Raw genomic sequence first — 14,459 nt, 5'->3', positions numbered from 1 at the left:
GCGCCGCATCGCCTGGCCCTGCAACGCCCTGGCCGCGGCGAGGTCGCCCAGGTGCCGCTCCAACCGGGCCTGCATGCTCAGCGTGAACACCGCATCCAGCGCCAACCCGCTGGCCTCGCTGCTGGCACGCGCCGCCTCGACATGCGTCCGGGCGTCGGCCAGGTTGCCGCGGCGGATCGCCAGGTCGGCCAGCCGCACCTGCAGCAGCGACTCGTCCTCGCGCGAGCCCAGCTCACGCATCAGCGCCAGCGCTTCCTCGTATGCCGCCGCGGCCGCGTCGAGTTCGCCGTCGAGCGTGTGCAGCATCGCCATCGTCCGCAGCGTGGTGGCAATGCCCCAGCGCTCGCCGAGGACACGGAACTGCGCCAGCGCGGTGACCGCGTCGGCGCGCATGCGCCCGACGTCGCCGTCGTTCTCGGCAAGGCCGGCTCTGAACATCAGCACGGCCGCCGACAGCCAGGGATCGCCGCTCGCCGCCGCCTCGCCGATATAGCGCTCTGTCAGTACGGTCTCGCCGGTGAACATCGCGATCGCCACCTTCAGCAGGCCGAGCAGCGGCTGCTCGCGGAGGTCGACAGACGCGAGCCGCTGCGCGATCTCGCCGAGGCGCGCCAGGTTGGTCTCCACCTCGGCCGGGGATGACGAGGCAGCCGTCGCGGCTGAGTTCACTGCGTGCAGCGCCTCGCCGATCACGCGCTGGTCGGGCTCCTGACCTCCGGGCACGGCAAGCGCCTCGCCCACCCAGACCGCGACGTCGGCATGGTTGCCGAGCAGCATCGCCAGACCGCCGAACCCGACCGCAAGGCGCAACGCCGTGTCGGCGTCCCCCTGCTCGCAGCAGTACCGCAGCCCGCCGAGGATGTTGTCGCGTTCGGCGGCCAGCAGCTCCAGCCATTCGAGCTGGTCGGCCCGGGTCAGATGCGGCTGTGCCGCATGCAGCAGATCGTCGAAATAGGCGGCGTGGCGTTCGCGTAGCCGCGCCAGCTCGCCGCGCTCGGCGAGACGCTCGAGACCGTACTCGCGGATCGTCTCCAGCATCCGCTGGCGGGTGCCACCCGCGGCCGGCTGGAGCAGTGACTTGTCGATGAGCGAGGCCACCAGGTCACCGACGTCGTCTGCGTGCACCCCGTCGCCCGAGCAGACCGCGGCCGCGCTGCCCACGGTCGTGCCCGCCGGGAACACCGCGAGCCGCTCCACGAGCAGCCGTTCCGGTCCCGAGAGCAGGTCCCAGCTCCACTCCACCACGGCTCGCAGGGTGCGGTGCCGGGGCAGGGCGGTGCGGCTGCCGCCGGTGAGCAGCCGAAACCGGTCGGACAGCCGCGCGGCGATCTCGGTCAGCGGCAGGGTGCGCAGCCGCGCCGCGGCCAGCTCGATCGCCAGCGGCAGGCCGTCCAACCGGCGCACGATCTCGACCACGGTCGGGACCGACGCCTCGTCGACGGCGAAATCGGGGCGGACGGCGGCTGCCCGGTCGGCGAACAGGCGGGCTGCGGGGAACCCGAGCACGTCGGCGACTGCCACGTCCGGGGCGGGCTGGGCCAGGGGCGGCACCGCGAGCAGCACCTCGCCGACGATGCCCAGCGGCTCGCGGCTGGTGGTCAGGACCCGCAGCAGCGGACACCGGGCGAGCAGCAGGTCGGCCAGGCGCGCGACAGCGTCGAGAAGATGCTCGCAGTTGTCCAGCACGATGACGGCCGCTCTGTCGGCGAGTCCCTCGATCAGCCGGCCGACCGCGTCGCGACCGACCCGTTTGGTGGTCTGGTCCAGCAGGTTCGCCTCGCGCAGACCGAGCGCGCCCAGGACGGTCTGCGCCACGTCGGCCGCTTCGGTGACGGAGGCCAGCTCGACGAACCACACCCCGTCGGGAACGTCGTCCACGACAGCGGCCAACGCTTCGCTGGCAAGGCGGGTCTTACCGGCGCCGCCCGGCCCGACGAGTGTGACCAGCCGGCTCGCCTCGAGCGCCGTCGCGATGCGCGCCACCTCGTCGTCACGGCCGACGAAGCTCGTCAGCTGCGCGCGCAGGTTCGTGCGCCGGCGCCCCTTCGTGGACCCCGCCCCGATCCGCTCACCCCGCAGGACCGCCAGCTGCACCGCCCGCAGCTCGGCGGACGGGTCGACGCCCAGCTCGTCGGCCAGCCGGACCCGAAGCTGGTCGTAGCTGCGCAGCGCGTCGGCTTGGCGGCCGGTGGCGGCCAGCGCGGCCATCAGCTGACCGACCAGCCGTTCGTGCAGCGGGTGCTCGGCGGCCAACGACTCGAGCTCACCGACGATCTCCAGCGCGCGGCCCGCCGCCAGGTCGACCTGCACGCGGTCGAGAACGGCGCTCAGATGCGCCTCGCGCAGTCGGGTCGCATGCGCCGCAACCGCCGCGACGGCCGGGCCGCCGTCGGCCTCGGCGAGCGCGGGCCCGCGCCACAGCGCGAGAGCGGCGCGCAGCGTGGTGGCCGCGCGGTGCGGGTCGCCGGCGCGCAGGGCGCCGGCACCGGCGGCGGCGAGCAGGGTGAAACGGTGGACGTCGACGTCGTCGGGATCGACGGCCAGGCAGTACCCGGCGGCCGACCGGGTGACCAGTGCCCCGTCGCCGAGGCAACGACGTAGCCGTGACACGAGGGTCTGCAGGGCGTTGGCCGTCTCGGCCGGCGGCTGATCCGCCCAGACCGCGTCCACGAGCGCGGCGACACCGACCGGACGGCCGGCATCCAGCGCTAGGCGGACCAGCAGGGCTCGCAGCCGTGCGCCCTGGATGTCGATCTCCCGACCGTCATCGCCGCGTACCTCGAGTGGACCGAGGATCCCCACCTGCACCAGACCACTCTCGCACGGCCGCGGAACGCGAAAGGCCATCGTGGCAGCGGGATCTGGTCGACTTGCCCGACGGGATGCGGTGCGTTCGCCGCAGTACCGCGACCAGTACCGCGACCAGTACCGCGACCAGTACCCCGGCGTATGGTCGGGGCGGCCGGGCGCAAGCCGGATCACCAGAGGAGGACGCTGACATGCGGGAGGTGGCGATCGCCGGGGATGGGATCCGCCTGGGCCAGTTCCTGAAGCTCGCGGATCTGGTGGATTCCGGCGGAGACGTCAAGCCACTGCTCGCGGCCGGTCTGGTCCAGGTCAACGGCGAGGTCGACGAGCGCCGCGGGCGCCAGCTGCGATGCGGTGACGTCGTCACCGTCGCCGGAGTCGAGGTCCGGGTCGCCTGAACCGCCGGCCGGGGGTGGATCACGAGCGTGCGCGCCCCAGCCCCGATCCCTCATCCACGCCGCTGTTGTCAGGCGCCGGCACGCCGGCCCGGCTGCTCTCAACGATGTGAATCTAATGCTTCTACAACAGCATCAGCTTCACATCCTTCGGCCCCGCTTATGATGCTCTCCACCGGATTCGGAATGGACCGGGACGGGCCGGGACGGCGTCCGGTTGACAGAGAAAGTGAGTGGGCACTACCTTTGTGGCATGGCCACGAGTGCGACGGGCAGCACCAGGACGCGGATGACCGCGGACGAGCGTCGCGCAAGCGTGCTGGCCGTAGCCGTGCAGGAGTTCGCCCGTGGCGGCCTGGCCGGCACATCCACCGAAGTGATCGCCAAACGCGCCGGCATCTCCCAGCCGTACCTGTTCCGCCTGTACCCCACCAAGAAGGATCTTTTCCTCACCGCCGTGCGGGACACCTTCGCCCGCACCGTGCGACGCTTCGAACAGGCGGCGGGCGAGCTCAGCGGGCAGCCGGCGCTCACGGCGATCGGCCTGTCCTACCAGGAACTCCTGCGCGACCGGACCTACCTGCTCATGCAGCTGCAGGCGTACGCCAGCTGCACCGACCCTGACATCCGGACGGCGACCCGCACCGGCTTCCGCGATCTGTGGCGCGCGGTGGAGCGGCTCTCGGGGGTGCCGTCCGAGGCGCTGCGTGGATTCTTCGCCCACGGGATGCTCATGAACGTCGCGGCCGCGATGGACCTGCCCTCCCTCAGCGAGGAGTGGGCACGGCTGGTCTGCCTGGCCGCTCCGTCGGCCGAGGACTGATTTTTTTTGCCCAGCAAAGAGAGTGACTACTCACTTCATCAAAAGTAAGTGAGTACTAACTAGAAAGAAGGTAAGTCGTGATCACCCAACGGACACGGATCGTCTGGACCTTCGTCGTGACCTCGCTAGCCGCGTTCATGGTTTCCCTGGACAACCTGGTGGTGACCTTCGCGCTCCCCCAGATCCGGGCCGACCTCGGCGCCGGGCTCGAGGGCCTGGAGTGGACGGTGAACGCCTACACGCTGCCGTTCGCCGTCATGCTGCTCATCGGCGCAGCCCTCGGCGACCGGCTGGGTCGCCGCCGTATCTTCGTCGCCGGCCTCACGATCTTCACTCTGGGTAGCGCAGCCGCCGCCCTCGCCCCATCCATCGGGATCCTCATCGCAGCGCGGGCCGTCCAGGGACTCGGGGCCGCGTTCATCCTGCCGCTGACCCTCACCATCCTGTCCGCGGCCGTCCCGGCCGAACGACGCGGCGCGGCCCTCGGCGTGTGGGGCGCGGTCTCCGGCCTCGCCGTCGCGGTCGGCCCACTCGTCGGCGGCGCGATCACCCAGGGTGCCGCCTGGCAGTGGATCTTCTGGGTGAACGTACCGGTCGGAATCATCGCCATCCCGATGGCACTGCGCCGCCTCGCCGAGACACACGGAGCGTCCACCCGTCTGGACCTGCCCGGCGTCGCGCTCGCCTCCACCGGGCTGTTCGGCCTCGCCCTCGGCCTGGTCCGCGGCGAAGGCCACGGCTGGACCAGCGCCGGGGTACTCGCGAGCCTGCTCCTCGGCGCGGTCGGCGTCGCCGCGTTCGTCGTCTGGGAACTGCGCGTCGCCGCCCGCGGCGGCCAGCCGATGCTACCCATGAGTCTGTTCCGCAGCCGCGGGTTCGCCGCGGCGAACGTCACCGCCCTGCTGTTCTCCGTCGGCATGTTCGGCTCGATCTTCCTGCTCGCTCAGGCCCTGCAGAGCGTCTTCGGCTACTCGCCCCTGGAGGCCGGACTACGCACCCTGCCATGGACGGCCATGCCACTACTCGTCGCGCCGCTGGCCGGCCCGCTCTCCGACCGCATCGGTGGACGTCCGCTCCTGGTCACCGGCCTGTTCCTCCAGGCCGCCGGCCTGGCCTGGATCGCGGCGAACATGACCACCACCATGACCTACGACGCGCTCATTCCGGCATTCACCCTCTCCGGCATCGGTATGGCGCTGTTCTTCGTCCCGATCGCGTCGGTCGCGCTGGGCTCCGTCCGGCCCGACCAGGAAGGTCTCGCCTCCGGCACCAACAACGCCATCCGCGAACTCGGTGGCGTCCTCGGCGTCGCCGTCCTCGCCTCCGTCTTCGCGAACCAGGGCGGATACGACAGCCCGCAGACATTCGTCGACGGCACCGTCCCCGCGCTGTGGGCCGGCGTGGCCGCCCTCACCGCCGGCGCCCTCGCCGGCCTGGCCATCCCCGGTCGCCGCGCCATCCCGGCAACCGCCATCCCGGCAACCGCCGACACAGCAATCAGCGAGCCGGCAACCGCCGGGACGACAACCACCGGGACGACCAGACCCGCCAGCGTCCCGACCCCCGCCTGACTCCTGACACCTGCCGCCCGATGCCTGCCGCCGCGCGGCCGCTCCGTGACCCCGAGCGACAGCGGCAGGATGGGTCCGTACGTGCAGCGAGCGCCCGGCTCGGCATGGAGGATCACGCACATGAACACGACGGCCCCGCGGCACTCGGTCAGCGTCGCCGCGACCATCGTCAACGGCCAGGGCCAGATCCTGGCCGTCCAACGTCGGGACAACGCCCACTGGGAGCCCCCAGGAGGCATCCTGGAACTGGGCGAAAGCATCGACCGCGGACTTCGACGGGAAGTCGAGGAAGAAACCGGCCTTCTCGTCGCAGCGGAGGCTCTCACCGGCGTCTACAAGAACATGAGACGTGCCGTCGTCGCACTGGTCTTCCGATGCCACGTCGTCGGTGGCACCATCCGTACCAGTGACGAGACCTCCCGACTGCGCTGGATGACCCCCGACGACGTGCGGAAAGACATGGCTGAGGCGTACGCGGTGCGTGTCCTCGATGCACTGGACGACGGGCCGCCGGCCATCCGCGCACACGACGGCCGAGTTCTCCTACCCCCCGGCGGATCCTGTCGCTGACGACTGGCACCGCTTCGCCGCGCTCGACACTCTCACCAACAACGAGACGCGACAGCAACTCTCGGGCGTCCAAGCCTTCGTTCTGACCGTGGGACCGCTCGCCGGCTCGTCCGGCGCGGTCCGGTTCAGCGTCGTGCCGTGGGAACCCGTCATCGACCTGCGCAATCAGATCATCGACGCCACCGCCGCCGTTCTCGAACCAACCGCGATCATCGCCACACCACGCGGCTTGCGGCCACACGTCGGCATCGCGTACTGCAACAGCCCGACCGACGCGCACCCGATCATCAAAACCCTGACCGCACTTCGAGAACTGCCCCGTACACGGGTGACGATCGACGCTGTCGCCCTGGTCGAGCTGCGTCGCAAAGATCGCACATACCGGTGGGAGACCGTCGCCCGGCTACCGCTGGCAGGTCTCCCCCTCGCCCCTCCGCTGCATTGAGGGCGCCGTTCCCCGGCGTCACCGGCGGTGCACGGCCCTGCGGGCTCGACCTTCGGCCGACCGTTGGATGTGTGGACGGTGGGGGGCGCGATTTCTCGTGAATCAGGACGACCCCTTGACGAGGATGGATCAGCAGGGTGATTCTAAATCGTCGCGGATTCCGGGGGGTGTTGGATGCGGCTGCTGTGGATCTCCGACAGTCCCACTACGCCGTCCGGGTTCGCCACCGTGACCCGTGAGGTCTGCCGCCGAATGCGGGATCGCGGGCACCGCGTCGAAATTCTCGGTTGGCAGACCCGTGGTGCCACCATGTGGTGGGAGGACATTCCCGTTCACCCGGTCCGGCATGACCAGTTCGGGGCCGACGTCCTGCTCGGTTATCTGATGCGGGTGCGGCCAGACTACATAGTCTGTCTAGCGGATGTCTGGTGGATGACTTTTCTGGCCGATCCGCAGGTTCAGGCCTTTCTTGACACCTCCGGTACCCGCTGGGTCCACTATTACCCGGTCGACGGTGCCGACCCCGAGGGGCGGCTGCCCAAGGGTTGGGCGGAACTGCTGAGGGTCGCCGACGTGCCGGTGGCGATGAGCCGCTGGGGTCAGGATGTCTCCCGGGCCAGCGGTGTGGACGCCGAATACATTCCGCACGGTGTCGACCTCTCGCTCTTCGAGCCGCCTGTCGACAAGACTGCGATCAAGAAGGCGCTGGGCTGCGAGGGTCGGTTCGTCGTGCTGTCCGATGCTCGCAACCAGCCCCGCAAGATGCTGCCCCGCACCCTCGACACCCTCCGCCTGCTCGCCTGCGACGATCGCTACGACGACGTCATGCTGCACCTGCACTGCGACCCTCGGGACCCTGCCGCGGACAGCGAGCTCTACTCGTACAGCGTCCTGCACGATCTTGAGCTGCTCGGACTGCTCGGACGCGTCCGCTTCACCGCCGGTTTCCAGATGCGGGCGGACGGGGGCGTGTCCATGCCCGAACTGGCCCGCCTCTACCAGGCGGCCGATGTACATCTGCTCAGCTCGTACGGCGAAGGTTTCGGCCTGCCCACGCTTCAGGCCGCAGCCGCGGGGGTCGTGCCGATTGCGGTGGCGGCCTCGGCGAGCCGGGAGCTGGTCGGGACGCACGGTATCGCGGTTCCGGTCGAGTCAACGATGCGGGACGAGTTCGGTATGGTTCGCACGTTGCTCAGCCCGGAGGCTGCGGCATCCGGCATCGCGGCCCTGCATGACGACCCGGCACTGCTCGCCGAACGATCTGCCCGCTCGCGTGAGTTCGCGCTGGCTTACGGCTGGGACGGCGTCACCGATGACTGGGAACGGTGTCTGCGGCAGGCGCCCGCCCGGCGGCGGGTCGTGCGCTCACGCAGCTACGCCTTCGTGTCTGGCAGCGTGCACGATCCGATGGCGCCCACGGCGGTGCGAACCGCGCTCGGACCCGCCATCGACGGACTGCCGGAAGGTACGAGCGTCGAGATTCGAGTAACAGAGCGACGTTACGGAGAGGCCGCCGGGCGAATACTCAGCAATGCCTTCGCCGATGGCGACGAGCTGTCGATCCCGGTCCGGCTGCCACCCGTGGTCACAGGAGCGCGGCGCGCCCACGTCGGCTGGCTGCTCGCAGGGCCGGGGAGTCTCGGTGAGCTCGGACCCTTGCAGACCGTCTTTCCCGGGACCCGGATCGCCGTGACGACGCCGGGCCTCGACATCACCACCTGCGAGCGTCTCCCGCTCGACGAGCTGGTGATCGCGCTTCCGGCGTACACCCTCGTCGTCGACCATGCGGGCGACGCCTGCGCCGGGCTGGATCTCGCCTGCGCCGTCATCGGTGTGCCTTACCACGGACAGAGCCCCTGGTGGCCGCCCGTGACCGGCCAGGTCGAACCCGATGACATCAGCGCCATCCGACGCCTGCTCACCGACCACGGCTTCTCCGCGTGGCGGCGCGACATCGCCCGTGCGGCCGCTGTGGACGCAGTGTCCGCCACCGTCGTCGAACGGTTCGAATCGCTCGCCGTACCCCACCGAGACCGAGCGGAGGTTGGTGCATGAGTTCGATGTACGAACGGTTCGGCGGGGTACCACCTGCCGGACAGTCGACCTCCGGGTCCGACGCGATCGAAATGTTCTTCATCCGACCCGCGGCCGGTCACGAGGACGCCGCTCTTGCGGCGATTGCCGAACACACGGCAAGCCTGGGCGGAGTTGTCCTGATGAGCACCGGCGGCGGTGGACTGGTCGTCGGACTACCGCCGGGGCGTAAGGAGGCGCTGGCTGCGCACAGCCTGGTCGGGTTCATCGGCGGGGTGAGCTTCGCCGAGGATGCCCCCGGCCTGCGGCTGCTTCGCCAACGCTTCGCGCTGAACGCGGCCCGCCAGCTCGCCGAGCAGGGCCGCACCGGCGTCACCGACCCGATCGGCCGGGGCGCCACCAACGCCGCCGGAGGATCGACCGAACTGCCGTGGAGCCAGCGTCTCGCTGACCCGCGAACCCTGCTCTCGTCCGCCGGGCGAGCGTCGTCTCAGCATCCGAAAGGAAGCACGACATGAGCGTCGGTCAGGATCTTCTTGACGTCCCATTCCCACAGATGGTGCAGAACCTTGCGTTCGCCATCGCGCGCGGTCAGCTGGCACTCGACCGTTCCTCGATTGAGACCACCCGCCAACTCGCCCTCGAGAAGGTAAAAATCATCGAGGAGATCCACGAGACGATCACACCGACGTTCGAGACGGTGAACCTCAGCATCGACGACGGCCAAGGTGGGGTCAAACAGACCAGCGTGGTGATCACCGGCGCAAAAATCGCGTCGAATTCGACGGAGCCAGTCGACTACACCCTGCTGCAAGCCGGACTGTTTCCAACGTTTTACCAGTTCACCGAGACCGTCATCGAGGTCAAAATGTCGATCTCGCAGAAAACCTCCAGCTCGAGTGAACTGGAGGCCGGCGCCTCGCTTTCGGTGCAGGGCGGCTTCGGGCCGGTGAGCGTGGCCTTCGCCGCGCACGTCAACTACAAGAGCTCCAACACCTACTCCTACTCGGCCGAGGGCTCCAGCCTGTTGCGCACCACGCTCAAGCCGGTGCCACCGCCGAGTCGGTTGACGCCACGGATCATCACCGTCAACACCCTGCCGATGCTGCAGAACCAGCCTCCGGTGGTCACAACCGTCTGACCGCCCGGTCGCTGCCGGCGCACCGACCGGGCGCCGTCGACCACACCGGTCGAACAAGAGTCGAACCAGCGAGTCGACGACAAGAAAGTCGACGACAAGAAAGGCACCGCAGATGGCCATTGGCCGCGACCTGCTCGACGTCCCGTTCGCCGAACTCGTGCGCAACCTCGCCGTCGCGATCGCCGACGGGCAGACGGCGCTGGACCGCAATTCCCTGGAAACCCTGAAGGCGCTTGCCGACGAGCAGGTCGACGTCCTCAGCGGCGTCACCGAGGTGATCGAGCGCACGACGACTCCGGTTACGGTCAGCGTTCCCGACGGAAACGGCGTCGCACAGGATCACACCGTTGAGGTCACCGGTGCCCGGGTACGCCCCTCCGGTGTCGAGCGGACCACGATGTCGATGCTGCAGGCGGGGCTCCTCCCCACGTTCTATCAATTCACCGAGGTATCGATCGAGGTGAAGATCGCAATCACGATCCACGAGGAGGGCAGCAGCTCGGGCGTGGGCCGTCCGGGCCCCGGCTTCCTCGGGTTGGGCGCTTCCCGCGCCTATGCGTCCAGCATCGACTACCGGACTCAGAACACCTACACCTATGACGCGACAGGCTCGAGCGTCCTACGAGCCACCCTGCGGCCGGTACCGCCACCCAGTCGCCTACAGCCTGCGATCACAACGATCAACACGTTCACGGACCCACCGTCCGTCACGACCGCCTGATCAGCTCTCACCCGTATCGGATCATGTGGAGGAGGGAGCCGTATGCCCGACCCGGCCGATCAAGTAGCCGAACTGCTTTCAGTGCCGTTGGAGCAACTGCTGACCGCGCTCGGCCGCGGAATCGGGGAGGCGCAGGCAGCCCTCGATCGCCACAGCATCGAGATCCAGCAACTGATTGACAGCGATCCGGTGCTGGGCCAGTACGGTCTGCAGGCGTCGTGGTACCAGATTCCCTCCACCGAGCTCGACCTGAAGATCGCCGTTGCGGTGGAGCAACCCGCGGCCCCGGCGCAGAACGTTGCGCTGCCCGCACCGGATCTGGGGCTGGGAAGGGCATTGCCGAGGCTGTGGGCGCAGCCGATCAACGCCCGATATGTCAACCAGTTCGCCTACGACGTTCAGGCCAGCAGCAGTGTTCGGCTCACCGTCGTGCCGGTGCCGCCGCCCGCGTCGGTGACGACCGCGCGTCCCACGCATGCGGCCGACGATGTGCTCGCCACCGTCCGCGACAGGTTAATCACTTTCGAGCAGACGGTCAGGGGGCGGGTGAGCGTGAACTTCAACCCGGCCTCCCGATCATGGTTCGTGCTGCAGACCGAGCAGGATGGCCTGACCACAGTGCTGTTGAAGTTGTTGCGGATCGACGACGAAACCCTGTCCATCATCCGTGAAGAGCCCGTGGATGCCTGAATCGATGCCCCCGACGCCGCAGGCTGATTCCGCCGAGCCGAACCACCCGACCACCGACGACCTGAAGCTTGAGCTCGCCAGAACCCAGGAACGGCTGGCCGCCGTCGAGCGCGAGCGCGACGCTCTCGCCACAAGGCTCCAGACGCTCGGCGACAAGGCCGATGAACTGCAGGCCAGGTACACCTCGCAGCAGGAGGCGCTCGGCCGACTGAGGCAGATAGAAACCGTGTCGGATGAGCTGCGCCACGAGCGTGACAACCTTCGCCAGGAACGCGACGGTCTGCGCACCGAACTCAACCAGGTGCACGCCGCTATCCCGGAGCAGGTTCGCACGCAGTTGAGCAGCCAGCTCGGGGAGGTTACGCAGGCACACGACGAGGAGGTCCAGGCTCTGCAAGCGGACCGCGAGAGGCTGCAGGGACGCGTCACTGAGCTGGAGCAAACGGTAAGCGCCTCGCAAGCCCCGGCGATTACCACCTCCGACCTCGCCGGTCACTTCGCCGAGGTCCTCAACGACCTCGGCAAGCGGCCACCCGCCGCCGGTGAGTCGTTCGCAGCCGCTCTGACCGGCTTGAAGGTGCAAGCCAAGGGACTGCTGCGGACGAACGAGCAGGGCGGTGTCGAGATTCTCACCGCCCAGGCCGGCTCCGCTCCGGCAGAACAGCTGTCGACCGTGCAGATGGAACTCAAGCTGCTTCCCTGGCTGCAGAACCCCGTGCCACCGAACGTCAGCTCGGCCGAGGAGTCGACGTGACCGAAGGCGTGCAGCAGTTGTCCGCCGAATTCATCCGCCAGGCCGTGTCGGCCGCAGTGATCGGGGAGATCGGGCGCAGCGCGTTGATCCCGCAGGCGCTGCAGGAGAACGTCTGGAGCGGCACCCGTCTGGAGGTGGTGCAGCTGCGCCGGGTGGTCGCCAACCAGGCAGAGCAGATCGCAGAGCTGCAGGCCCGTCTCGACCAGGCACAGCAGGAGGTCCATCGGCTCGAGACGCGCGAACTCGTCGTCGCTGTCGTGGACGCGCTGCGGCAGAGCGCGACAGGCTTTGACGGCTACGTGATCGACGACGCACATGTAGAGGTCAAAGCGGCGATGGAGTTCGACAACGGGCGCCTGACGATGACCGCCGACCCGGGCGGGTTGCTCGACACGAATAGTCTTTCGACCTTCGACGTGCATCTGCGGGCGCTGCCCCCGCCGCTCGGTGAACCCTCCCTGCCCCAGTCCTTGGCCGCGGTGGGGATGGCGGGCGAACAGCTCCAGGCGGCCCTCGACGGGCCCGGGCTGGAACCTGCCGCGCGCGCGGCTGCCCTGCGGGCGGTCGCCGACCTGCTGGCCATGCCGGGGGAACCCGGCCGATGGGCGCTGCTCGGGCCTGTGCTCGAAACCGTTGCCGCCGCCGATCCGCGGGTGGGCGACAGCGGGCGGTCTGCCGCTGCCGCCGCCGCGGGCGTAGCGGCGGGAATGAGCGCCCGCTCCCTGGACGACGCCGCACGGGCGCTACGTCTGCTCGCCGTGGACCTCGGACAGCTGCGTGCCTGAGCGATGGCGAACCTGGTCGAACAGGATGAGGCCCGCCTTCGGGAACGTCGCGAGCGTGAGCGGGACGAGCAGCGCCGGGAAGAGCGGCTCGAGGAGTTGCGGGAGCAGCGACGCGAGGAAGAGCGCGAACGTGAGCGCGACGAACAGAAGCGTCTCGACGCCCTGGAGCTGGCGAGGGCGGAGGCTGCGCAGGAACAACGGCGGATCACCCGTCAGGCTCTGACAGTCGCCCGGATGCGGTCCGATCGGCGCGCTGAACGGAGCCGTCGCGACGAGCAGGAGGGGCGTCTGCGCGCTTCCAGGCAGGCTGCTCTCGTTGCCCGCCGGGCGCTGATCGCAGCTCAACAGTCGGCTGACGAGCGCGCGCAGACCGGACGCGAACAGACCGGACGCGAGCAGCGGTCCACCGAGCGGGCGGACCTGCGTCGGGAGGAGGCCCGAAGCCAGGCGCGCGAGCAGGCTCGTCAGCAGGAGGCGCGCTCTCGGCGACAGGAGCAGGCGCGAGCGCGCCAGCGCGATCAGGCTCGCCTGGAGGAGGCGCGGGTACGTCGGCGCGACGCCGTCCGAGCCGACGAAAGCGGTGAGTCCCGCCGTCGGCAGATGAGCGCCAGCCGGCGTGAGCAGGTGCGCGCCGAGCGCAGGCAGGCCGCAGCGACCACGCCCCAGCGCTCGCGCTCGTCCGCTCCGACAACGCTGAGGGTCAACGGCCCCTTGTTGTTGAACGAGTCGGATCAGCCCTTTCGACTGCGTGCCGTCCACGTTCCTGGATTCGACCGCGCATTGCCGTCCCCGGATGGCGGCTTCACCTCGGCGGTGACCGACGAAGATCTTGACTTGTTGGCTCGCTGGGGCGCGACGGCGATCAGCGTTCCGGTCGCGTTGGACCGGGTCCTGGAGATCCCCGACGTCCCTGATCCTCGCATCCAGCTGCCTTTAGGGTTGTCCCTCGAGTCGGCGCCCGGCATTGACGTCGGCGAGCTGGGCCACGACTATCTCGACGCTCTTGACCAGACCGTTCAGGGTGCACAGGAGCGCGGGTTGTACACCGTGATCCAGTTGGCGGCGCTACGCACCGGCGGTGCTGATCGGCCGGTGCCTTTCGACGCGCTTCGTCAGTTCTGGCGGATGGTCGGCAGCCGGTGGGCCGACTCGCCGTCGGTTCTGTTCGACCTGCTCAGGGCGCCGCACAGAGTCGAACTCTTCGGCGCTCGCCAGGATGTGAACATGGTTGCGGCGCAGCAGCTGCGAACCCTGTTGCTGGCTCTCCTGGGCGAGCTGCGGGCGGTTCATCCCCTGGCGCTGGCGATCGCAGAGTACATCTCGGGCACCGTTGGCAGCAGTCCGCTCACGTACACCGATGGGTCCTTGGCCCCGGGCGTGCTCGTCGGCTACCGCTGCGGCAGTCAGCCGCAGGTGCCGTCAGAACTGCTGGGCCTGGCCAGGCGGGTCCCGGTTGTCGTCCTGGGCTGGGCCACCGATGAGAACCGGCCACCGAACGACGCTCCTGGCCGAAGGCTCGCCGCTGCCGGGCTGCACTGGGTCGCGGAGGGCTGGCCCGCGACGGGCACGCTCGCGACGGGCCGGGCACCGGTCGCCACGCCAGCGGGCCGGGTCGTGCAATCGGCTCTGGCGCAACCCGATGTCGAGGTCGCCACCTCAGCCACCGCCGGGCGTAGCGGTCCGGTTCGGCTGGCACTGCCGGGAACCGGGGATGGCGGGGGT

At 69.3% G+C, this 14,459-nt stretch carries 14 protein-coding genes and 1 pseudogene; 13 read left to right on the top strand and 2 right to left on the bottom strand.

Annotation, left to right across the window (positions count from 1 at the left end; all coding sequences use genetic code 11):
• Positions 1-2,808: AfsR/SARP family transcriptional regulator (locus U9978_RS22965; RefSeq protein WP_322763226.1), on the bottom strand; the 2,808-nt coding region annotated here is incomplete at its 3' end.
• A 191-nt stretch (positions 2,809-2,999) separates the two neighbouring features.
• Between U9978_RS22965 and U9978_RS22960 the strand changes: the two genes are divergently transcribed.
• The 12 genes from U9978_RS22960 to U9978_RS22905 all read left to right on the top strand — a co-directional run bounded on the left by U9978_RS22960 (position 3,000) and on the right by U9978_RS22905 (position 12,737).
• On the top strand, positions 3,000-3,206 hold the full coding sequence (locus tag U9978_RS22960) for an RNA-binding S4 domain-containing protein (RefSeq protein ID WP_322763225.1): 207 nt from the start codon (positions 3,000-3,002) through the stop codon (positions 3,204-3,206).
• A gap of 286 nt (positions 3,207-3,492) precedes the next feature.
• Positions 3,493-4,026, top strand: coding sequence for a TetR/AcrR family transcriptional regulator (locus U9978_RS22955; protein WP_322763224.1), 534 nt, complete (start codon positions 3,493-3,495; stop codon positions 4,024-4,026).
• 137 nt (positions 4,027-4,163) lie between these two features.
• Positions 4,164-5,597, top strand: a complete 1,434-nt coding sequence (locus U9978_RS22950) for a DHA2 family efflux MFS transporter permease subunit (protein WP_416211113.1) — start codon at positions 4,164-4,166, stop codon at positions 5,595-5,597.
• A 120-nt stretch (positions 5,598-5,717) separates the two neighbouring features.
• Positions 5,718-6,167: an NUDIX hydrolase gene (locus U9978_RS22945; protein ID WP_322763222.1), complete on the top strand. Its 450-nt coding sequence runs from the start codon at positions 5,718-5,720 to the stop codon at positions 6,165-6,167.
• Positions 6,088-6,612 (top strand): 2'-5' RNA ligase family protein, encoded by a 525-nt coding sequence (locus tag U9978_RS22940; protein WP_322763227.1) that lies wholly within the window; start codon positions 6,088-6,090, stop codon positions 6,610-6,612. Before U9978_RS22945 ends, U9978_RS22940 begins: the two co-directional genes overlap by 80 nt.
• 174 nt (positions 6,613-6,786) lie before the next feature.
• Positions 6,787-8,667, top strand: coding sequence for a glycosyltransferase family 4 protein (locus tag U9978_RS22935; protein WP_322763221.1), 1,881 nt, complete (start codon positions 6,787-6,789; stop codon positions 8,665-8,667).
• Positions 8,664-9,164 (top strand): hypothetical protein, encoded by a 501-nt coding sequence (locus tag U9978_RS22930; RefSeq protein WP_322763220.1) that lies wholly within the window; start codon positions 8,664-8,666, stop codon positions 9,162-9,164. The genes U9978_RS22935 and U9978_RS22930 overlap by 4 nt, the downstream gene beginning before the upstream one ends.
• The gene (locus tag U9978_RS22925) at positions 9,161-9,787 is read left to right on the top strand and encodes a hypothetical protein (RefSeq protein ID WP_322763219.1); all 627 of its coding nucleotides are present in this window, start codon (positions 9,161-9,163) and stop codon (positions 9,785-9,787) included. Before U9978_RS22930 ends, U9978_RS22925 begins: the two co-directional genes overlap by 4 nt.
• A 112-nt stretch (positions 9,788-9,899) precedes the next feature.
• Entirely contained in the window at positions 9,900-10,508 is a 609-nt protein-coding gene (locus tag U9978_RS22920; protein ID WP_322763218.1) for a hypothetical protein, read from the top strand.
• A gap of 42 nt (positions 10,509-10,550) precedes the next feature.
• Positions 10,551-11,198, top strand: coding sequence for a hypothetical protein (locus U9978_RS22915; protein WP_322763217.1), 648 nt, complete (start codon positions 10,551-10,553; stop codon positions 11,196-11,198).
• Positions 11,191-11,952: a hypothetical protein gene (locus U9978_RS22910; protein ID WP_322763216.1), complete on the top strand. Its 762-nt coding sequence runs from the start codon at positions 11,191-11,193 to the stop codon at positions 11,950-11,952. The genes U9978_RS22915 and U9978_RS22910 overlap by 8 nt, the downstream gene beginning before the upstream one ends.
• A complete protein-coding gene (locus tag U9978_RS22905) occupies positions 11,949-12,737 on the top strand; it encodes a hypothetical protein (RefSeq protein WP_322763215.1) in 789 nt (262 codons plus the stop codon). Before U9978_RS22910 ends, U9978_RS22905 begins: the two co-directional genes overlap by 4 nt.
• Here U9978_RS22905 and U9978_RS22900 read toward each other — a convergent pair.
• On the bottom strand, positions 12,696-13,496 hold the full coding sequence (locus U9978_RS22900) for a hypothetical protein (protein ID WP_322763214.1): 801 nt from the start codon (positions 13,494-13,496) through the stop codon (positions 12,696-12,698). The two genes, U9978_RS22905 and U9978_RS22900, sit on opposite strands and share 42 nt — an antisense overlap.
• Positions 13,497-13,517: 21 nt before the next feature.
• Between U9978_RS22900 and U9978_RS22895 the strand changes: the two are divergent.
• Positions 13,518-14,459: pseudogene (locus U9978_RS22895) on the top strand (hypothetical protein); the annotation flags it as partial.

The organism is Protofrankia sp. Cr2, assembly GCF_963555885.1.
GTDB lineage: Bacteria > Actinomycetota > Actinomycetes > Frankiales > Frankiaceae > Protofrankia.
Note: the sequence above shows the minus strand (reverse complement) of the source record. Positions and strands in the feature narration are given on the sequence as shown.

Excerpts from the sequence above, each read along its gene's own strand:
- U9978_RS22935 (WP_322763221.1), top strand. The coding sequence starts at position 6,787 with ATGCGGCTGCTGTGGATCTCCGACAGTCCCACTACGCCGTCCGGGTTC.
- U9978_RS22955 (WP_322763224.1), top strand. The coding sequence starts at position 3,493 with ATGACCGCGGACGAGCGTCGCGCAAGCGTGCTGGCCGTAGCCGTGCAG.
- U9978_RS22960 (WP_322763225.1), top strand. The coding sequence starts at position 3,000 with ATGCGGGAGGTGGCGATCGCCGGGGATGGGATCCGCCTGGGCCAGTTC.
- U9978_RS22915 (WP_322763217.1), top strand. The coding sequence starts at position 10,551 with ATGCCCGACCCGGCCGATCAAGTAGCCGAACTGCTTTCAGTGCCGTTG.
- U9978_RS22930 (WP_322763220.1), top strand. The coding sequence starts at position 8,664 with ATGAGTTCGATGTACGAACGGTTCGGCGGGGTACCACCTGCCGGACAG.
- U9978_RS22910 (WP_322763216.1), top strand. The coding sequence starts at position 11,191 with ATGCCTGAATCGATGCCCCCGACGCCGCAGGCTGATTCCGCCGAGCCG.
- U9978_RS22945 (WP_322763222.1), top strand. The coding sequence starts at position 5,718 with ATGAACACGACGGCCCCGCGGCACTCGGTCAGCGTCGCCGCGACCATC.
- U9978_RS22950 (WP_416211113.1), top strand. The coding sequence starts at position 4,164 with ATGGTTTCCCTGGACAACCTGGTGGTGACCTTCGCGCTCCCCCAGATC.
- U9978_RS22940 (WP_322763227.1), top strand. The coding sequence starts at position 6,088 with ATGCACTGGACGACGGGCCGCCGGCCATCCGCGCACACGACGGCCGAG.
- U9978_RS22925 (WP_322763219.1), top strand. The coding sequence starts at position 9,161 with ATGAGCGTCGGTCAGGATCTTCTTGACGTCCCATTCCCACAGATGGTG.
- U9978_RS22920 (WP_322763218.1), top strand. The coding sequence starts at position 9,900 with ATGGCCATTGGCCGCGACCTGCTCGACGTCCCGTTCGCCGAACTCGTG.